Origin of the sequence: Alteribacillus iranensis (assembly GCF_900113025.1) — a bacterium.
Lineage (GTDB): Bacteria > Bacillota > Bacilli > Bacillales > Marinococcaceae > Alteribacillus_A > Alteribacillus_A iranensis.
This window is the reverse complement of the sequence record NZ_FONT01000001.1, coordinates 47,638-67,760: the sequence shown is the minus strand read 5'-3', so window position 1 is coordinate 67,760 and position 20,123 is coordinate 47,638. Positions and strand designations below refer to the sequence as shown.

The 20,123-nt window shown below is 40.5% G+C and carries 23 protein-coding genes; 3 read left to right on the top strand and 20 right to left on the bottom strand.

What is annotated here, in order from left to right; translation table 11 throughout:
* Positions 1-91: 91 nt before the first annotated feature.
* The 7 genes from BM095_RS00345 to BM095_RS00315 all read right to left on the bottom strand — a co-directional run bounded on the left by BM095_RS00345 (position 92) and on the right by BM095_RS00315 (position 7,125).
* Positions 92-607 (bottom strand): adenine phosphoribosyltransferase, encoded by a 516-nt coding sequence (locus tag BM095_RS00345; RefSeq protein WP_091656011.1) that lies wholly within the window; start codon positions 605-607, stop codon positions 92-94.
* On the bottom strand, positions 597-2,966 hold the full coding sequence (recJ, locus tag BM095_RS00340) for a single-stranded-DNA-specific exonuclease RecJ (protein WP_091656009.1): 2,370 nt from the start codon (positions 2,964-2,966) through the stop codon (positions 597-599). The genes BM095_RS00345 and recJ overlap by 11 nt, the downstream gene beginning before the upstream one ends.
* A 111-nt stretch (positions 2,967-3,077) precedes the next feature.
* The gene (locus BM095_RS00335) at positions 3,078-3,380 is read right to left on the bottom strand and encodes a LapA family protein (protein WP_091656008.1); all 303 of its coding nucleotides are present in this window, start codon (positions 3,378-3,380) and stop codon (positions 3,078-3,080) included.
* Positions 3,377-4,300, bottom strand: a complete 924-nt coding sequence (locus tag BM095_RS00330; protein WP_091656006.1) for a cation diffusion facilitator family transporter — start codon at positions 4,298-4,300, stop codon at positions 3,377-3,379. The genes BM095_RS00335 and BM095_RS00330 overlap by 4 nt, the downstream gene beginning before the upstream one ends.
* A gap of 89 nt (positions 4,301-4,389) precedes the next feature.
* Positions 4,390-5,337 carry a protein translocase subunit SecF gene (gene secF / locus BM095_RS00325; protein ID WP_091656004.1) on the bottom strand — a complete coding sequence of 316 codons (948 nt, stop codon included), beginning with the start codon at positions 5,335-5,337 and terminating at the stop codon, positions 4,390-4,392.
* Positions 5,327-6,628, bottom strand: coding sequence for a protein translocase subunit SecD (gene secD / locus BM095_RS00320; RefSeq protein ID WP_091656003.1), 1,302 nt, complete (start codon positions 6,626-6,628; stop codon positions 5,327-5,329). Before secD ends, secF begins: the two co-directional genes overlap by 11 nt.
* A gap of 170 nt (positions 6,629-6,798) precedes the next feature.
* On the bottom strand, positions 6,799-7,125 hold the full coding sequence (locus tag BM095_RS00315; RefSeq protein ID WP_091656001.1) for a post-transcriptional regulator: 327 nt from the start codon (positions 7,123-7,125) through the stop codon (positions 6,799-6,801).
* Positions 7,126-7,501: 376 nt separating this feature from the next.
* On the opposite strand from BM095_RS00315, the gene spoVB reads away from it, so the two are divergent.
* Entirely contained in the window at positions 7,502-9,046 is a 1,545-nt protein-coding gene (spoVB, locus tag BM095_RS00310) for a stage V sporulation protein B (protein WP_091656000.1), read from the top strand.
* A gap of 3 nt (positions 9,047-9,049) precedes the next feature.
* Here spoVB and BM095_RS00305 read toward each other — a convergent pair whose 3' ends face one another.
* Positions 9,050-9,706, bottom strand: coding sequence for a DUF421 domain-containing protein (locus tag BM095_RS00305; protein WP_245757764.1), 657 nt, complete (start codon positions 9,704-9,706; stop codon positions 9,050-9,052).
* A 156-nt stretch (positions 9,707-9,862) separates the two neighbouring features.
* Between BM095_RS00305 and BM095_RS00300 the strand changes: the two genes are divergently transcribed.
* A complete protein-coding gene (locus BM095_RS00300) occupies positions 9,863-10,231 on the top strand; it encodes a TIGR04086 family membrane protein (protein WP_177194633.1) in 369 nt (122 codons plus the stop codon).
* Between the two features lie 54 nt (positions 10,232-10,285).
* On the opposite strand, the gene yajC is transcribed toward BM095_RS00300, so the two are convergent.
* The 10 genes from yajC to safA form a co-directional block, all read right to left on the bottom strand.
* A complete protein-coding gene (gene yajC / locus BM095_RS00295) occupies positions 10,286-10,537 on the bottom strand; it encodes a preprotein translocase subunit YajC (protein WP_091655996.1) in 252 nt (83 codons plus the stop codon).
* Positions 10,538-10,617: 80 nt separating this feature from the next.
* On the bottom strand, positions 10,618-11,757 hold the full coding sequence (gene tgt / locus BM095_RS00290) for a tRNA guanosine(34) transglycosylase Tgt (protein ID WP_091655994.1): 1,140 nt from the start codon (positions 11,755-11,757) through the stop codon (positions 10,618-10,620).
* Positions 11,745-12,800, bottom strand: a complete 1,056-nt coding sequence (queA, locus tag BM095_RS00285; RefSeq protein ID WP_091655992.1) for a tRNA preQ1(34) S-adenosylmethionine ribosyltransferase-isomerase QueA — start codon at positions 12,798-12,800, stop codon at positions 11,745-11,747. Before queA ends, tgt begins: the two co-directional genes overlap by 13 nt.
* 67 nt (positions 12,801-12,867) lie before the next feature.
* On the bottom strand, positions 12,868-13,086 hold the full coding sequence (locus tag BM095_RS00280; protein WP_177194632.1) for a DUF2905 domain-containing protein: 219 nt from the start codon (positions 13,084-13,086) through the stop codon (positions 12,868-12,870).
* Positions 13,079-14,083, bottom strand: coding sequence for a Holliday junction branch migration DNA helicase RuvB (ruvB, locus tag BM095_RS00275; RefSeq protein WP_091655990.1), 1,005 nt, complete (start codon positions 14,081-14,083; stop codon positions 13,079-13,081). The genes BM095_RS00280 and ruvB overlap by 8 nt, the downstream gene beginning before the upstream one ends.
* Positions 14,084-14,120: 37 nt before the next feature.
* On the bottom strand, positions 14,121-14,726 hold the full coding sequence (gene ruvA, locus BM095_RS00270) for a Holliday junction branch migration protein RuvA (RefSeq protein ID WP_091655988.1): 606 nt from the start codon (positions 14,724-14,726) through the stop codon (positions 14,121-14,123).
* A gap of 88 nt (positions 14,727-14,814) precedes the next feature.
* On the bottom strand, positions 14,815-15,087 hold the full coding sequence (locus BM095_RS00265) for a BofC N-terminal domain-containing protein (RefSeq protein ID WP_091655985.1): 273 nt from the start codon (positions 15,085-15,087) through the stop codon (positions 14,815-14,817).
* Between the two features lie 77 nt (positions 15,088-15,164).
* Complete coding sequence (locus BM095_RS00260; RefSeq protein WP_091655983.1) at positions 15,165-15,917, bottom strand: YebC/PmpR family DNA-binding transcriptional regulator; 753 nt, start codon at positions 15,915-15,917, stop codon at positions 15,165-15,167.
* A 133-nt stretch (positions 15,918-16,050) separates the two neighbouring features.
* Positions 16,051-16,833: a YhcN/YlaJ family sporulation lipoprotein gene (locus tag BM095_RS00255; protein WP_177194631.1), complete on the bottom strand. Its 783-nt coding sequence runs from the start codon at positions 16,831-16,833 to the stop codon at positions 16,051-16,053.
* A gap of 75 nt (positions 16,834-16,908) precedes the next feature.
* Positions 16,909-17,910, bottom strand: a complete 1,002-nt coding sequence (gene safA, locus BM095_RS00250) for a SafA/ExsA family spore coat assembly protein (protein ID WP_091655981.1) — start codon at positions 17,908-17,910, stop codon at positions 16,909-16,911.
* A gap of 154 nt (positions 17,911-18,064) precedes the next feature.
* Between safA and BM095_RS00245 the strand changes: the two genes are divergently transcribed.
* Positions 18,065-18,649 (top strand): transcription repressor NadR, encoded by a 585-nt coding sequence (locus BM095_RS00245; RefSeq protein WP_091655979.1) that lies wholly within the window; start codon positions 18,065-18,067, stop codon positions 18,647-18,649.
* Between the two features lie 11 nt (positions 18,650-18,660).
* On the opposite strand, the gene pheA is transcribed toward BM095_RS00245, so the two are convergent.
* Both pheA and BM095_RS00235 read right to left on the bottom strand, forming a co-directional pair.
* Entirely contained in the window at positions 18,661-19,533 is an 873-nt protein-coding gene (pheA, locus tag BM095_RS00240) for a prephenate dehydratase (RefSeq protein ID WP_143083174.1), read from the bottom strand.
* An 81-nt stretch (positions 19,534-19,614) separates the two neighbouring features.
* A complete protein-coding gene (locus BM095_RS00235; RefSeq protein WP_091655977.1) occupies positions 19,615-20,067 on the bottom strand; it encodes an ACT domain-containing protein in 453 nt (150 codons plus the stop codon).
* Between the last annotated feature and the right edge of the window lie 56 nt (positions 20,068-20,123).

The following is a 20,123-nucleotide window of genomic DNA, read 5'->3' as shown; positions in this document are numbered from 1 at the left end:
GGAGTCTCAAAAATTCTTTCGTTCCTTCCATTGCTGTCGTTTTCGTACAACAAAAAGTGCCCGCTGGACGGAGCACTTTCTTTGTTATTTATTAATCGTATGTCATAAGGGAGAAAATATCGAAATTACCAAGATCTTTCCTTCCATCCAAATATAGCAGCTCTATTAAAAATGCAAGACCCGCTACCTGACCTCCAAGCTGCTCTACAAGGTTAACAGTTGCTTTTATCGTACCCCCGGTTGCTAATAAATCATCTGTAATGAGGACTTTCTGTCCTGGTTTTATAGCATCTTTGTGTATGGACAACGTGTCTTTTCCATATTCAAGTCCGTAATCAGCATCTACCGTCTCTCTTGGAAGCTTTCCTTTCTTTCTTACAGGAACAAACCCTTTACCAAGGGAATAGGCAATAGGGCACCCCACGACAAATCCTCTTGCTTCAGGACCTACGACAACATCTATATCATGGTCATTAGCAAAAGCAGCCATTTCTTCAATTGCTTTCTTGTAAACATCCCCATCCTGCATAAGAGTCGTAATATCTTTAAACCGTACGCCATCTTGCGGATAGTCTTGTACTACTGTTATATAGTCTTTATAATCCATTACCAACCTTCTCCTTCGTATCATTATTATGCCCGCTGTTCACGATGAGAGAGTCCAATGTGTTCTTTAACTGGTTGTATGTAGAAAACAGCAGCTCCTGCTCTAATAACTTTTTTTGTTCAAAGGTTTTATAACTTCGAGATTCAGCTAGATCTTTTTTAAGGGGAGATTCAGTAAGTTCAACTTTTCCGTCTTTCATTTTAACAAAATCAAGTTCAAAAAACACTTTCGTCATAAAAGAAATACTTGCAGGCAGCCATCCTCTCCGCCTTGCCAATTCCTCACCTTGACGGGTAATGTCAAAGATCCCTCTCTTTTTTAAAAAGGCATAATACCATTTAAAATCCTCTCGACTTGGAAGAGGTTGAAAATATACTTGATTTTCCTCTTCGAAGAAAGCATGAACCCTCTCCATGTTCGTAAAAGACATAAGAGCGTTTTCTAATTCCTCCATCGATGAGGGAAGATCAGCCAGTATGATATCTTTTGCATCAACTGTTCCTGTTACACGATCGCATAAATATACTTGATCACTCTCAAGGCTAGCTTTGTAATGCGTATGATTTTTTTCTTTAAAGGTAAGGAGAGCCCAATCGTTTGAAGGAAGCGACTTCACATAGGAGATGATACTTTTATGCTGTCTCTTATCGAAGAGCTGCCATTCATGAATGGCCAAATCTTTAAGGAACAGCTGCGGTTTTCGAAACCCGTTCCATTCATTCACCGCTAATTCTCCTACAACGGATGCCGTTGCCTGTTCTGTCAATTGATCCGCAATATGTCCCAGATAAAACCCAACACAATCCAAGCGTTTCCCATTTCGTTCCCATTCCGCTTTCAAGTGGTTTTTTTCACTACCTATCTTTCTTTTTGAAGCGACTTGAACATCTTCAAGCAAAAAGACAGGCTTAGGATGCCCCACACCAAAAGGGGCAAGCTGCTTTAATTCTTCAAGAGATTGTAAGGAAACTTCTTCTAAAGGGATGGCAGCATCGATCGGAGTCACCGGGATTAATGAGGTCTCACTAAGCGTGTCATCTGCCTGTGCCAATAACCGTTTTCTTAACTCCTCTATATCATCCGCGTTCATCGTTAGACCTGCTGCCATAGGATGCCCCCCAAAATGCGGGAGCAGGTCTCTGTTTTTTGATAACTCTTCAAACATATTAAACCCTTCAATGCTTCGAGCGGATCCTTTGGCTTCTCTTTTTTCTTTATCTATCGAAAGGACAATAACAGGCCGGTAAAACTTCTCGACCAATCTAGAAGCAGCGATCCCAATCACTCCGGGGTTCCAATCCTCTTTTGCTATAATCAGAAATTTATTGTCTTCAGGCGGGTATACGTTTTCTACCAATTCTATTGCTTCTTCTGTGATTTGGTTAACAACTGTTTGTCTTTCTTTATTTAACTGATCTATTAACATCGCCCATTCACTAGCTTCCTCTGTACTATCAGACAGCAATAAGTGTACAGCTGGATCAGCTGAATCCATTCTTCCAGCCGCATTTATACGCGGTCCCATCGAGAAGCCCACGTGATCTTCCTCTATATGTTCACTAGTAATCCCGCAGATTTCTTTCAATGCTCGAATACCAGGTCTCTGTGATTGAGCCAGCTTTTTAAGACCTTCTTTAACAAGTGATCTATTTTCATCCAATAAAGGTACTAAATCGCTTACAGTACCGATTGTAAAAATATCAAGCAACTGTTCCGGAAACGCCTCAAGAAGGGCATGGGATAGCTTCAAAGCCACTCCTGCACCCGCCAATTCTTTAAAAGGGTACGGACAGCCTGGCTTTTTAGGGTTAATAACAGCAAATGCTTTTGGCAGCTCTGGGGGTGGTTCATGATGGTCTGTAATAATAACATCAAGTCCCATTTCATTCGCTGCTTCTATTTCACCAACAGCAGCAATCCCGGTATCTACTGTAATAACCAAGGAAGCTCCTTCATCTTTCGCCGTTTGTAATGCAGGAATATTTGGACCATATCCTTCCGTAAACCTATTCGGTATGTACCACCCAAAATCAGCCCCTAACTCCTTCAGGGTCTCAATCATAATGGTCGTGCTCGAGACACCATCAGCATCATAGTCACCAAAAATGAGGATTTTTTCATTATTACTAACAGCATCGCGAATCCTTTGAACCGCTTTATCCATCCCGTCCATTAAAAATGGATCATGTATATCTGCCATGTTAGCCTGCATAAATGAAGCGGCTGACATTTTCTCTCGGTAGCCGCGTTTCCAAAGAAGTTTTGCCGTGAGTGTGGACAGGCTCAATTCCTCTTGAAGCATCTCCCACCCATCCCAAGACATCTCTTCCATTTTCCATCTTGTTTTCGATTGAAGCATATTTAACACCCCTGACCCAATTATTATACTAAAGGGGAGCAGGGGTTACAATCACGGCTATAGGCAAATACAACTTATACTCCCATATATGAACGCAACCATGCCATTTTATTATTTTTCTGTCCTTAATCGCTCAGCTCTGCTGTTTGTCTCTTCAGACTGACGTTCACGTTGTTGCTCTGCCTCATGTTTCCACTGCTTTACTTCTTGATTCATCCTATACATCCGGACCATACCTAATGAACCGACAATTACAGCCCCCATTAAAACCGAGCCTAAAATGACTAATATAAGCGGCCATTCTGCAGTGCCAAATAGATAGTTCACTTCGACAGAATCCACATTTATTACAGCAAAGACTGCGATAATAAGAGCAGCTGCCAAGCCTAATATCAGTAAGGTTTGAGTTTTCATTTTTCTTGCTCCTTTCCATCCCCCTTATCCTCATACGGATTAATATGCACAAATACATTCCTAATGTCTTTTTCTTTTAACAACTCTGCTTTTACCTTCTTGCCGATGGCATGGCCTTCTTCCACAGTAATATAGGGATCAACAGCAACTCTGATATCGACGATGACATAATATCCATGCTCTCTTGCAAGGAATTCGTCAATTTGAATAACACCTTCTACACTTTTTGCTCTGTTTCTCATCTCAACGGTATCTTCATCATGCATGACGTGATCTAATGCATTGTGTATTGATTCTCTTCCTAACTTCCACGCCATCCTCATTACTAATAGTGAAACAAAAACCCCGGCTATCAAGTCACCATACAACAGCCAAGAAATATTGGAGCTGGCTCCAACAAGCGATGCGGCGATCCCTAGTAATGCAGCAAATGAAGAGAATACATCGGAACGATGATGCCAAGCATCCGTAATCAATGCTTCACTTTTATACTTCTTACCCAAATAGTATTTAAACTGAAACATGCCTTCCTTTAGGATGATAGAAACAATAACAGCATACAAGGCAGCAGTTCCTGGGACCGACACAGGCTCACCAAAATCTTTTACCGCATTTAAACCAATCTCGAATCCTACTATAAACAAAAGGACTGCTACAATAATGGCGGTTACCGTTTCCGCTTTTCCATGGCCGTACGGATGGTCATTGTCTGGTGGAATCTTAGCCGCTCGCACCCCTATAAGTACTGCAAATGAACCAACCATATCGGATGCAGAATGTACGGCATCCGCAAGTAAAGCTCGACTTCCAGATAACCACCCCACCACCCCTTTTAGAAGAGCTAGCAATATATTTCCTGATATACCGACTATGGCGCCTAACCTGACCATTTTGTATCTTTGCTGTTCATACTCTTCCATTTTGTCACCACCATTTCGAACTACACCGCTTCCCCTTTTAAAATTATACCTATTAAAAGGCCATGGTATGTACCATGACCTTTTCTGCCTTATACTTCCGGTTCTAGTTCATCCGGTTCTTCTTTTTTAGGTTTTTTGCGGTCTCTTTCCATTTGTTTCCATTTCCATACAACCCAAAGCTGAGCCGCCAAAAATAGAGAAGAATAAGTCCCGGCAATCAAACCGATTAATAAAGCTAAAGAAAATGACCGGATGGCTTCTCCTCCTAAGATAAACAAGGCCGCCGCAGCAAATACAACCGTTAACACTGTATTGATCGAACGTGTCAATGTCTGGTTCAAACTTAAATCGACGACATAGGAGAGATCATCAAATGTTTTTAGTCGATCCGTATATTTGATATTTTCCCGGATCCGGTCAAAAGTTACAATCGTATCGTTGATTGAATAACCTACAATAGTTAATACAGCAGCTATGAAAGGTATATTTACTTCGAACTGCAAAATAGAAAACACGACAAGGATAAAAAAAGCATCATGAGCGAGAGATACGATAGCGGCCAGGCCGTACCAAAATTGAAAGCGTATAGATACATATATAATAATGCCTAAGGACGCTATCAAAACAGAAATGAAGGCATTTTTTGCAAGTTCTTGTCCAACCTGAGGGGACACCGTACTTACGCTAGGTTCTTGTCCGTAAAGTTCATCAAAATGCGTTTGTACTTCTGCAATTTCTTCTCTCGATAAAGTACCAATGAACGTAGCTGACGCCATGTTGTTATTATCTCCCGCAAGTGTTACGTCATCAGGCTCATATCCACCCGCTTCCGCAAACTGTTCGTACACTTCTTCCTCTGTCAGGGTGTCATCTGCGAGTATATCTACTCTCGATCCACTTTCAAAATCTATGCCAAGGTTCAGGCCCAAGGTGGAAAGCAGGATGACCCCCACTAAAGTCATTACAAGGGAAAGCATAAAAAACTTTTTGCGGTGCTTGACGAAGTGAATAAATCGTTTATCTGTATTAAAGTTCACTGATTTCACTCTCCTTCACACCAAATACCTGAGGCTTCTTATTAAATATCCGGCTTTTCACCCATAATCCAAGCAATAATCTTGAACCATACACGGATGTTAAGAAGCTCGTCAAAATACTGACGATCAACATTACAGCAAAGCCTTGCACAGAGCTGGTTCCATAATAGAATAATACTCCTGCGGCTAATAATGTTGTTATGTTGGCGTCTAGAATGGTGGAGAGTGACCGTCTAGAACCTGCTTTAAATGCGGACATAATAGTTTTACCTGAGCGAATTTCTTCCTTCACCCGTTCGTACGTAATTATATTCGCATCCACAGCCATACCTACACCTAATACTAAGGCTGCAATCCCAGGAAGAGTAAGAACCCCTTCCATCCAGTTGAAAATAACCAACACGATATAGATATAAGCAGACAAGGATATACATGCGACGAAACCCATAAAACGATAATATATGAGCATGTAGAGGAAAATGAGGCCAATCCCTATAAACCCTGCAAATATCGTCTTTTGCATGGCATCTTCCCCTAATGAAGCACCAACTGCATTAGAATATACCTCTGTTAATTCCACAGGTAAAGAACCTGAATTTAACACTTCTGCTAAAAACTCAGCTTCCTGAAGTTCAAAGTTCCCTTCTATTTGTATGTTTTTGTGATATAAAGGACTACTTACCATTGGAGCAGACAAAAATTTAGGGTCCTCTTTTTGAACCTCTTCCGTGAAAGAATCCCCTTCCTCATAATCAAGCCAGATGACGAGTCGGTTATTAGGTTGACTATATTCGTTAATAATATTTTCTGTTACTTCACCAAACTCATTTGCATCTTTTAAGGTGACCGTTACCACTGGTTGATTTGATTGATCAAATCCAACACTCGCTCCGTTCTCCTCTAAATCTTCACCAGAAAGGCGTTCATTATCATCAACATCGCGAAAACTAAGATCTGCTTCTGTAGCCAGCAATTCACGCGCCGTTTGTTGATCTTCTACCCCAGCGAGCTGTACTCTTATTCTGTTTTCACCTTCAATCGTAATATTCGGTTCTGATACGCCTAAAACGTTAACTCGCTGGTTTAAGGCACTAACCGTTGCCTGCATCGTCTCTTCGGTTATTTCTTCTTCATCGTCCGCTGCCTCGACCTCATACAAAATTTCAAAACCGCCTTGTAAGTCCAAGCCTAATTTAATACCCTGCGCCACATTCATTACGGTGGGCGTAATAAGGGCACCTAATAAAATGACGATCAAAAAGAAAATAAAAATTCTCGATTTCTTTACCATTAGTGTGTTTCATCCTCCTAACCTCCCGATTAAAGCGATGAACCTTACCCTAAATATGTAGAAGAATTAACCATATGTAAGTGTCTTTCGTAAAAAAACGGGCTTGGAACTGTGTGGTTACGTTGATATCGGGAGAAAGCAACATTTCAATTATACTGAGGGGCTCAAATTCATGTCAAATGACGTTTGTTTGACACGTGTGTATCAATTTCCCCAATTAAGTCATCAAGATCCGACTTTTCAGATAGCCGAGCACTGTCTTTATACGAAGCAATCGTGATTTTGTTCATATACTCATTCAATCTAATCTTTAAAATTTCATTAATTAATTCATGGAGCCTGACAGGAGTTTCTTTTTTCTTAATTTTTTCTACGGTGAACTTCCATATTTCTTCCTTATCCGCCTTCGTGTAGCCTAACAATTCAAATTCATCAAGCTTGCTTTGTAAAGCCGGGTCTGCCTCTTCTTTCCACACTTCGAACTGTTGCTCTGCCATTATTGCTTCCTCCTCTACCTTCTCATATTTAAGAAAATCGCAAGCGCCCTGGCTTGTACAAGACGTGCTGACGTTTGTGTACTTAGCAAAAGTTCCCTACCTGGCGTTTGCGTTCTTAGCATAAGATCCACTATTGACGTGTATGTTTTTAGCAAAAGATCATTCAACGATGGGCCTCCTAGCTACTAGGAGCTGCAACTAGACATCGCTCCACGAATGCTTTTAAAAAAAAGACGCTGTGTTAACAGGACGGGCTATGCCCACATATTTGACTTATTTTAGAAAGCTGATTTATTTCATTAAATAAGTCATGCTTGTCCTCGATCCTGGCATATATATATCTTATCATCCGATCATATAAAAGGCGGGACTGGCTATGAGTAAACAAACCTTTATACAAGGAACAATAATATTAATTGCGGCAGGTTTATTAACTCGAATTCTAGGATTTGTTAATCGGATTATTACGGCTAACATTTTAGGAGCGGAAGGCGTCGGTCTATATATGATGGCCTTTCCAGTCCTCTTGCTTATTATAACATTAACACAATTAGGCCTCCCTGTAGCGATATCTAAGCTCATTGCAGAGGCAGATATTCAACAAGACAAAACAAAAATGAAAAAAGTCCTTGTTGTCTCTCTCTCTATTACTGGAACATTGAGTGTGGCCTTCACGATTTTGTTACTTTTCCTTGCTCCTCTATTCTCTAAATACTTCTTAACAGACAGCCGTGCTTTATATCCATTAATCGCTATTACACCTATCATACCAATTGTAGCGGTGTCAGCGGTACTTAGAGGGTATTTTCAAGGTCGCCAAAACATGAAGCCGACAGCCATATCTCAAGTCGTTGAACAAGTCGTTCGCATCTCCTTGGTCGCTGCCTGTACAACTTTACTTCTACCTTACGGGCTTGAATACGCAGCAGCGGGTGCCATGCTTGCAAGCGTCGCCGGAGAATTTGCGTCTCTGCTTTTTATGATGAAAATATTTAACAAAAACAAACCGATACAAGTTAGAACGCGATTTTGGTCTGTATTAAAAAACGGAAAAGGGGTCTTAGACGAATTAATGTCCATCGCACTTCCTGCCACTGGAAGCCGTATGATTGGCTCTTTATCTCTTTTTTTTGAGCCTGTCATTATATCTCACAGTTTAGCTATTGCAGGCGTCGCTACAGCTGTAGCAACTGCACAATACGGAGAATTGACGGGTTTTGTCATTCCTATTTTATTCTTACCAACATTTATTACGTATTCTTTTTCTGTCTCTTTAGTTCCCGCCGTGAGCGAAGCAGCAGCCAGGCAGGACTATATATCTGTCAGAAAAAGATTAAGACAAACATTGCATACAGCTGTTATTGCTGGAGGTTTTTCTGCTGTATTTCTCTATATTTTTGCGGAACTCGTGATGACTGTTATGTATGACGCTGCTCATACGGCCTACTATTTAAAAATATTAGCCCCGTTTTCTATATTTCTTTACTTGCAGGGTCCGCTGCAAGCTGTTCTGCAAGGTTTAGATTTAGCAAGAGCCGCCATGTTCAACACTCTCTACGGGGCCATCATTAAACTTTCCGCACTTTTTTTATTAACATCACAACCAGCACTAGGCATAAAAGGCGCTGCACTTGCTATTGCTGTCAACATGGTATTAGTGACACTTCTTCATTTACGTGTAGTATCCAAAGCATCCGGATTCTCTTTAAATGTTCGGTTTTGTATTTTTACCGTCTTAGGAGCCATACTTGCGGTAGTTTCATCGTTTCTCCTATTACAGCATTACTTGCAGTCTTCCCATTTATTGATACAAGTCGTAGTAGCAGCTATATTTTCTGTTATTTTTTATTTAATATTTCTAAGCATATCAGGGGTAATAAAATGGAACCAGCTCAAAAAGCTCGTTCCTACAATAAAATAATTGTTATTCATCTTTTATATCCACATACAAGACACCGTCTTCTTGCAAAGCGCAGTATGATACTTGTTTGATGCTCACAATTCCAGCTTTTCTAAGTTCTCTTCTTAACCATAGTTCGTCTTTCTTAGCATCTTGGAGATGCTCTACAATTAATTCACCGTCAATAATTAAGGGAAGGGGGTAAGAAAGACTCTCTCCTTCTTCCTCTTCTTGTTGCTTTTCAAAAACAGAGAGATCACCAGAAGGCTCTAATATAGCGAATTCAACATCTGACACATCTTTTATGCTATTCTGCCTAATTTGCATGAGCAGATCGTCAAAATTATAGCGTTGTTTTTTCATTTCTTTTTCATCAATTTTTCCATCTCTTACTAATATGGTAGGTTTTCCATCTAATAGAAATCGTATTCTTCTGCTTTTTAAAGATAAAAAAGCTAAAGAAACTTGGATGATAAGCAGCAGTAAAATTGGTATAAATGTAACTACCATTGGGTTATCCGGATCCTCAATAGAAATAACTGCGAGCTCAGCGAACATTATCGAAACCACAAAATCTAAAACAGATATATCACCGATTTCTCGTTTTCCCATTAAACGTAAGGTGAGGAGCAGAAAGAAATATACAATAACGGTGCGTAGGGAAATCGTTAATAAATCCACATTGAACACCTGCTTTTAAAGGACATCGCTATTACTTTCTCCGGAGTTCGTTCGTAGTATGTATAGTTTCTATTTTATTTTTGGACAACATGTATTCTAATTATTGGTTGCAATCATATAGTTATAGAAATAATGGAATGGGAGGGAATAAGAGGAATGCAGACTGGTGGTCGGATGTACAGCGTAGGAAGCGGTATCATTGTTACCGTCGGACTTTTGATTATTTTTAGTGTTGCATTTTCTTTAATTCTACGGTTTAGCTCAGTAACAGAAGCATCTCTTCAATGGTTATTAATTGTTTTGGCATTCCTAGGCTTCGGTATCGGGGGTTTTTCAGCGGGAAATCGCTCACAAGATAAAGGACTATTCACAGGTAGTTTGACAGCGATCGGTGTTATTATCATTATTTTACTCTGTCAGTACTTGGGATACGATCATACAATGAGTGCAATACAAGGTATTTTTTTCGTCGGGTTTCTTATTGTGTCTGCGCTCGGCGCGGCGATAGGAGTAAACAGAGGCTAGTATATCCTCAGAAAAAGACTGCTCCATCTAGGAAGCAGTCTTCTTATGTAAGTACTAGTCTTCGTTAACCACTTCGCGAATTGAATTACGATCAAACGTAAGCTTATCGCTGCCTGTATCGAGGACAACTTTGTCTTCATCTAAAGCTTCGATCTTTCCATGAAGACCACCAATGGTGATGATACGGTCTCCCTTTTGCAAATTGGAATGCATCTCACGAATTTGTTTTTGACGTTTTTGTTGAGGTCGAATCAACAAAAAGTAAAAAATCGCAAACATGAGGACCAGCATGATAATCGCTTCCATTAAATTCCCTCCTTCCTAAATTTTAACGTTCAGTTTGAAACTAGCCGCTTATCGAATAGAGTAACATAATCAAATCTAAGTTAGAAATTTTTTGCATTCTCCTTATTAAATCCATATTGCTCAAAAAATTCTTCTCTATAATCAAGCAGCCGGTCATTTTGAATAGCCTCACGGACATTCTCCATTAATTTTAACAGGAAATACAAGTTATGGTAAGAAGTAAGTCTAAAACCAAACGTTTCATTGCATTTGACTAAATGACGAATATACGCACGAGAATAATTCTTACAAGTGTAGCAATCACATTCTTCATCAATTGGCCTGAAGTCACGAGCATACTTTGCGTTTCGAACAACCAGTCTTCCACTGCTGGTCATACATGTTCCGTTGCGGCCAATCCGTGTCGGTAATACACAATCAAACATATCAATCCCACGGATCGCTCCATCTATTAATGAATCTGCAGAGCCTACACCCATTAAATATCTAGGTTTATTACTAGGCAGCATCGGTGTCGTAAATTCGAGTACTTCATTCATAACCGTTTTGGGTTCACCTACTGACAAACCTCCGACCGCATATCCTGGAAAATCAAGGGATACTAAGTCCTGAGCAGACTGCTTGCGGAGTGATTCATACTCCCCGCCTTGTACAATGCCAAACAAACCTTGCTCGTCAGGTCTCCCATGTGCTTCCAAACACCGCTCTGCCCAACGACTTGTCCGTTCCACGGAGGCTTTCATGTAAGACTCTTCCGCAGGGTAAGGAGGGCACTCATCAAACGCCATCATAATATCAGACCCAAGCGCATTTTGGATAGCCATGGCCTTTTCTGGAGAAAGAAATAACTTTTCGCCGCTTATATGATTCCGAAAATGTACCCCCTCTTCTTGTATATCCCTCAACTTGCTAAGACTGAATACCTGGAACCCGCCTGAATCGGTTAATATGGGCTTATCCCAATTCATGAACGTATGCAATCCACCTGCTTCATGAATAATATCTTCTCCTGGACGAAGCCATAAGTGATACGTGTTACTTAATATGATTTGTGCCGCCATATCATTTAACTCGTCCGGGCTAATCGTTTTCACCGTGGCTAACGTTCCTACGGGCATAAAAATAGGTGTTTCAATGGAACCGTGCGGTGTATGAATTTTACCAAGTCTTGCCCCCGATTGTTGACACGTTTTAATCAACTCATACTCTATTGCTGCCATCGATGATGACTTCCTTTCATAATTAGCATTGCATCCCCAAAGCTAAAAAATCTATATCGTTCTTTTACTGCTTCCTCATAGGAAGATAACAAAAAGTCTTGTCCGGCTATAGCGCTCACCAGCATAACTAAAGTGGATTTAGGCAAATGAAAATTGGTCAGCATACCATCAATTCCAAAAAATTCATATCCTGGATAAATAAAAATATCCGTCCATCCTGATTCTTTATCAAACTTTCCTTTCCGCTTTCTTGCAACGGATTCCAGTGTTCTAGCTGATGTGGTGCCAACCGCGACAATCTTTTTCCCTTTTGTTCGAGTGTCATTTAGCATGTCTGCTGTCACTTGATCCATTTCGTAAAACTCTTCATGCATGTTATGGTCTTCTACTGTGTCAACAGAAACCGGGCGAAATGTGCCTAGACCGACATGAAGAGTTATGTACGCAACATTTACTCCTCGTTGCTTTATTTCTTGAAGAAGATCTTCCGTAAAATGTAATCCTGCTGTTGGGGCAGCCGCAGAGCCATCGTGCTTAGCATAAACGGTCTGATAGCGGTCTTTCTCCTGCAATTTCTCTTTAATATAAGGAGGTAGAGGCATTTCACCCAGATCTTCAAGAATTTCCAGAAAAACTCCTTCGTAAAAAAACTTTAACATCCTTCCCCCATGTTCGAGAGTACTTATGCATTCTGCTTTTAATTTCCCGTTTCCGAAAGTAAGGACATTACCAGGTTTTACCCTTTTAGCAGGTTTTACTAATGTTTCCCATTCATCATTTCCTTCCTCGTTCAAAAGTAAAACTTCCACTTGGGCACCCGTTTCTTCTTTTATTCCATACAGTCGTGCCGGCAGCACCTTTGTATTATTCAAGACGAGACAATCGCCTTCTTCTAAATAATGGAGCAGTCCCGGAAACGTATCGTGCTTACGTTCTTTCACCTCTGGGTCTAACACCATTAATCGGGAGGCATCTCTTTTTTTTAATGGGGTTTGTGCGATTAACTCATCCGGTAAGTAAAAATCAAATTCATCAACATTCATAGCTGTCTACCTCTTTTCTATTGATTCCTTACTAGTGTACATGTATACCTATAACCTCAGCAAGAAATCAACGAAAACGACCAATAATATAAAATATTAAGGATAGGACTACACTAATTACAATGGAAGTAACAATCGGAAAATAGAATGTAGTGTTTTCTTTTTTTATGATGATATCACCGGGTAAACGACCTAGGGACAAAAATTTCCCACCCACTTGCCATATTAGCCCAAATATGATGAGAGCAATCCCTATTCCAATTAATAATTTTGGAATATCAGTCATTATAAGGAACCTCCAATTGTAAGTAATCATAGACTTGAGGTGTCACTACTCGTCCTCGCGGAGTTCTCGCCAAAAACCCGATTTGCATAAGATAAGGCTCATACACGTCCTCTATTGTATTGGACTCTTCCCCTATAGAGGCAGCCACTGTTTCTACACCTACTGGCCCACCCTTAAACTTATGGATAATTGTCTTTAAGAGTTTGTGATCAATCTCATCTAAACCACGCTTATCCACTTGGAGTCTGTCCAATGCAACTTGCGCAAGCGAAAGCGAAATGATATCCGTACCTTCCACTTGGGCAAAATCACGAACTCTTCTTAACAGCCTGTTAGCGATCCGTGGTGTCCCTCGCGACCGCTTAGCCAGTTCATGTGCAGCCTCTTTTTCAAGCATTACATGTAATAAATCGCCGCTTCGTGTCACTATCTCTGCTAGTTCAGCCTCTGTATAATACTCCAATCGAGAGTGAACACCAAAACGATCTCTTAGAGGAGAAGATAGCATCCCGGCCCTGGTAGTAGCTCCGATTAAAGTGAAAGGCGGCAGGTCAAGTCGTACAGAACGAGCTGTTGTTTCCTTACCTATCACGATATCGATACAAAAATCCTCCATAGCCGGGTACAATACTTCCTCTACGGATCGGGGCAATCGGTGGATTTCGTCGATAAACAACACATCTCCCGGTTCTAATCCCGTTAAAATAGCTGCTAGATCACCGGGTCGCTCTATGGCTGGGCCCGAGGTTGTTCGGAGGTTAACACCCATTTCATTGGCAATAATCATAGCTAAGGTAGTTTTCCCTAATCCTGGAGGGCCGTGTAATAATACATGGTCTAAACACTCTTCTCTTAATTTGGCTGCCTTGATAAATACCTCTAAATTATCTTTTACTTTCTCCTGTCCAATGTACTGAGAAAAATCAACAGGCCTAATTCCCGTTTCTATACTTTGTTCTGTATCATGCGCTTCTTGAGAAACGATACGCTCCTCCATAACATACACCACCCGCTTTTCTCACTTACATATCGCTTTATGACAACATGAGCTGTAATGCTTTTTTTACATATTCGTCCGCATTCATATCCAGCTTTTCAATGTGTGGTTTCACTTTTTTAATTTCGTTTTCTCCGTACCCTAAGGCTCTCAGTGCTTCCAATGCTTCTTCAAGCGGACCGTCTTCTCCCACAATTGCAGGTTGTCCTTCTGTTTCCGGGTTTCTTATGAATTCATCGCCTAACAATTCTTTTAAGCTTCCTTTTAAATCCAAGATCATTTGGCGGGCAGTCTTCTTACCTACCCCTGGAAACTTCATTAAAAACTTCTCATTCTCTTCTTCAATGGCCTGCATAACTTGATGAGGAGCGCCAGAGGCTAAAATTGCCAGAGCCCCTTTCGGCCCAATCCCTGATACTTGAAGCAGCTGCTCAAACAACATTCTCTCTTTCCGGGTTGAAAATCCATATAAACGAATCGCATCTTCTCTTACATAATAATATGTATAAATGGTTACTTCGTCAGCTTCCTGGTCAAATACAAATGGATTCGGACAATAAATTAAATAACCGATATGTCCAGCTTCCAAGGTGACTGTCTCTTTTTCAGTATGCACTATTGATCCTCTGAGAAATTCAATCAACTTCCCTCTCCCTTTCTATCGGTCCCTCCAACACACACGAACATGCTTTCTTCTATGATAGCAAATGTAACCTAAAGTTGAAACTGTATCATGACCGCTTGTGTGATTTTCTCAGTATGATCCGTGATTGATTTTGATCGATAATTTCCCAATCCCTATATTCACTCCAAAAGTCTTCTACCGCCCAAACCGTTATTTTCTTTCGTTCCGTTTTTATGTTACCATCTTTATCCTCCTGTTGTAGGATAAGTTCATATTCTGCGGGATTACCATCATTCGTCGTCGGCGCTTGATGGGTGGAAAATGTTAAAACACTGCTACAGACAAATAGAAGAGTACACCATCGTATCATCACAGCCATGTCATCTACTCCTTACAAAAGAAATAAAAACCTTTTTTAGGAGTCTTCTCCATAAAAAAAGGTTTTTATTCCAAGGGTTAGTTCACAAATTGGTGTAATTGTTCTTCTGTCATTTCGAAATTGTGGTAAACGTATTGCACATCATCATTGTCTTCAAGCTTTTCAATTAACTGAATCAATGTCTCGGCATCCTCATTAGACAAGTTTGTTGTCGTTTGCGGGATCATTGTAACTTCAGCTTTCGTGAAAAGATAGCCTTTTTGTTCAAGATTATTTTTTACATCTTCAAAATCCTCCGTCTCCGTCTCGATGAGATAGATGTCTTCCTCACTTTCAATTTCCTCTGCTCCTGCTTCCGCTGCATCAAGCATGACTTCGTCCTCGTCCATCTCTTCATTCCGTTCAATAATTAACTGTCCCTTCCTATCAAATAGGAACGACACACAGCCATTTTCACCAAGATTGCCACCATTCCTGCTGAAGGCATGTCGAATTTCCGCAGCCGTTCTATTTCTATTATCTGTCAGGGCTTTTACCATTACAGCCACTCCACCTGGTCCATATCCTTCATATGTTATTTCTTCATATTGTATATTCTCTGAGTTGCCTGCTGCTTTTTTTATGGTTCTCTCAATATTATCACTAGGTATATTCTCTGCTCTTGCTTTAGTTAGAGCCATACGAAGTCGCAAATTGGTAGTAGGATCTTCTCCTCCGCTTCGGACAGCGGCATAAATCTCCTTCGATAATTTGGTAAATATTTTCGCTTTCTTAGCGTCTTGGCTCTCTTTTCTGCGTTTTATGTTATTCCATTTAGAATGTCCTGCCATGGTTTCCGCCTCCTCTTCTTTTTAAAATATAGCACAATAAAAAGACTTTCGAAAAGTGTGCGGATAACCTTGATATTCATATATAAAAGCATTCTACAGAGGATATGTATCCTCTGCAGAACGCTCTGGTTCATTAACTGTCTCTAAATGGTTGGCTTGCTGCGCTTCCCAAGTCACTAATCATGGAGTCAATCGTTTCTCCCACTTCATTCATTCCAAGCCCATTTTGTAAGTCCTTTCCGACGTCTTCAATATTGCCAAATTGCTCTTCGTCATCTGTGACATACACTTGGGCATCTTCGTTATCAAATGTTTGTTTTACTTTGTTTTCAACCTTACTCACCAAATCACTTGATTTGTTGTTATTTTCTCCATTACTGTGATTCCCATTTTTGTTTCCGTTGTTCCCTTCACCCTCATACGTGTCAATACCTACGATCACATCTTGACCTCTTACTATTACGCTGGCATCATCAATACCATCAATACTTTCCACTTCATTTGCGATTCTTCGTGACATGTTCAAGTCACCATCGCCAGCATTATTTTGTCCTGCATTGTTGTTCATATTTGTGTTTCGTGTCATTCCTGTATTTCCCGCCAAGCCTGTGTTTCTTGCATGAGTCCCTTCTCTCATATCTGTTGTACCGCTTCCATTACCAATTTGCATCTGCTGGCTGCCATTACGATTGTTATTTCGGTCATCAACAGACATCATATCTGTCAAAGGACCTTCGCCACGGTAATTACGATTGTAGTTTGTTGTATTCCTTGTGCCCATATTGTTGGCATCCTGGGTATCATTATAGCGTGTCGGAGCAGCACCCATTTCGTTACCTTCATCGCCAGCACCACATCCAGCTAATCCACCCGCGATAACAGTAAATGCTGTTAAGCTCATAGCAAATTTTTTCATTTGAAAACCTCCTTTCGTCATTATGTTGACTCAAGGAGGCTTTTTTTAAGCTGTTATTTGAAGGTAAGTGTGGTGTTATTTTTCCTCATTTTCTCTTTTGTACCCACTCATCCAAGGTGAATATACTCCGCCATCGTGATAAGAAGGGTTATCATGTTTATTTCCATCATAATGATTTTCATAAAAGTTTCCATATTTATTTTTGTTATTAAATTGGTCATGATATGGATTACTGTAAGTCTCTGGACTATTGTAAGTCTCCTTACCAGCACTTAAGGAATTTGGCAGGTGATTGCTAGGATGTACTGATTTAGGCATAGCTTTTCCATATTGGTTATCCATATAATGATGAGGCATGGACGGCATATTCATCTCTTGATGTTGTACAGGAGGATACATCATATTGCCCGGCATGGAATACGGTGCCATGTGATGAGGATGTGTCGGGCAACCGCAAGAGCAGCCTGGCATCATTGGAGATACTGGAACAACATGGCACGGCCCCGGAGCAGGCATCATATAAGGCATAACAGGCGGGTGCTGATATTCCGGCATAATCGGCGGTGCTGGCGGTTGAGGGATATTGTCCTTCGGAGCCTTCACTTTTTCATCATTGGCGTCCTCCATTTTTGGAAAGGTAGTACTTGGTTTTTTAGCTTTTATTTCATCTGCCTTCGGTTCTTTAGGTGACTGAGGCTCTGACTGAGGCTTTTTAGGCGGTTGTGGCTTATAAATATTTGTGTTGATGTTAATATGTTGTTCTTGTTGTTGGGGTTTCATAACAGGCGGTTTCGGCTGCTGCGGCATGGGCTGATACATTGGAGGGATTTGTGGCTTTGAAGGAGCCGGCTCCTCCTTCACTTCCTTCTCCTTTGGCTGAACAGACTGAGGAGCTTCCTTTTGGCTTTCCTTTTTCACGGGTACACCTTTAGCAGGTATTTTTATTTTCATACCAGGCATGATTTTATCTGGATCTGCTAGGTGCGTATTTGCTTTTTTGAGTTCCTCGAAATTTACGCCGTATTGCTGAGAAAGATTCCATAAAGTGTCTCCTTTTTGTACGATATGAATTTGCATACTGATCCTCCTCTGTAGAATGATCGAAATCGGGAAAGAGAATGTTTCCTCTCGTAATTCATCTTCCGTTCCCCATCGTCTACCGCAAGCATATGCGAAGAGGAATCTATATATTCCTTGCTATTACGTTCAACTGTTCATTCCTTCGTGAATCATGTATATTAAAATAATAAGGGTTATTAATGGAGGATCTAAATTGGATAAAAATAATAAAAAAATACTGGGAGAAGAACGTAGAGAATTAATAATGAAATGGCTTGTGGAAGAAGATGAACCAATCACTGGCAGTGACTTGGCAGCACGTACGAAAGTGAGCAGACAGGTAATCGTACAGGACATTTCTCTGTTAAAGGCAAAAAGTTATCCCATTTTAGCTACATCACGCGGCTACATGTTGTTGAAAGATCGCCAGGAAAAAAAGCTAAGAAGACAAATCCCTTGTTTTCATCCCTCTGATATTGAGATCACAGAAATGGAGTTAAATATTTTTGTGGATCATGGTGCTAAAGTCATTGATGTTTCTATTGAACACCCTATATACGGAGATTTGACCGCCTCTTTAATGATTGAAACGAGACGAGACGTTCAACAATTCGTAAAGAACTTGCGAGACACCAATGCTCCCCTGTTGTCAGAATTGACAGATGGCACCCATATTCATACAGTGGAAGTAGACTCAGAACGTGCTCTTCGAGAGATAGAGTCGGAATTGGAAAAGAAAGGCATGTTGTTAACGTAAAAATCCTGCCCCTATTTAGAAGGGACAGGATTTTTTAATGGTGTATTCTCAGGGAGAAAACAGGGATAGCTTCCCAACACTCGGACGCCGCATCCTAATGCTTCTAATTCAGCCTGGACCCCCGGGATTAAAACATCATCCATTTCTTGTTCCACATCAATAATGAAAAAGTAATTACCGATTCCTGTTTTCATCGGTCTTGATTCTATTTTAGATAAATTTAACTTTCTCCAGGCAAAGGCAGACAACACCTGATGCAACGCTCCCGAGTAATCGGATGGGAGAGTAACCATAAGTGTCGTTTTTTGTTTTTCATCTTGAAAGGGCATCGTTTTTGAATGTGATAACAGGACAAAACGAGTATGATTGTTGTCATAATCATGTATGTCCTCTTTTACTTTGGTTAATCCATACTTCTCTGCAGCGAGTGAATTAGCAATGGCAGCTGCATTTTTTTCTGGATTTTCCTTTAAATCTTTCGCTGCTGAGCTCGTTGAGTCTGTGTAGTGAATGGTAGCGTCTGGGAGCTCATTCATAATAAATTCATGACACTGAGCGATAGCCTGAGGGTGAGAATAAACATCATGAATTTGTCTCCATGAGGAAACCCTGTCAGGATGGACCAGTAAATGCTGTTTGATCGGTATAGTAACTTCCCCAACAATAGGAATAGTATGTTTATGAATGAGATAGTCTAAGGTTAAATTAACCGACCCTTCAATGGCATTTTCTACAGGCACAATAGCAACATCTACTTTCTCATCAACGACTGCTTCCATACAGCCCGGAATAGTGGGAAAAGGGATGTGATTGCTGGTTGGTAACACTGATTTCGCTGCAGCCTCCGTGAAGCTCCCCTCTGGTCCTAGGAACCCTACTCTAATTGACATTCTCTCCACTCCTTTAATATATGAAAACGAAAAATCCTGTAAATATGCGCTGAGCTTTCATGGTCTGCTATATATCTACAAGGAACCCGATCCCACCATTTCTGCTCGCTCGACGGTTTCCATTGTTTGTATAGTATATATAAGCTCTTGTAATTTTACTAACGAAGAGGATATATCTAATGTCAATGTCACATTAGCTCGCCCCTCAAGCGGGATAGACTGATTAATTGTTAAAATATTTGTGTTGGTAGAAGCTACCGCTGTTAATAATTCCGATAGTGCTCCAGACTTATCTTTCAACTGAATAGATAAAGTAATGATTTGTTCTTTTACAACGGTGTGAAAGGGATAGACGGCATCTTTATATTTATAATAAGCACTTCGACTAAGCCCCGCCATTTGTACAGCTTTTGCAACCTTTTCTGTTTTTCCGCTTTCTAAGATAGACTTCACTTCTAATGTTTTTTGCATTGCCTCTGTAAGCATATCCTGGCGTACTAAATAAAATTGATCAATTTTCTCCTTCATCTTTATCACCGCCGAACTTCGAAAAAGAAGTTCTGTTGTCTCCGTCATTTCTTTTC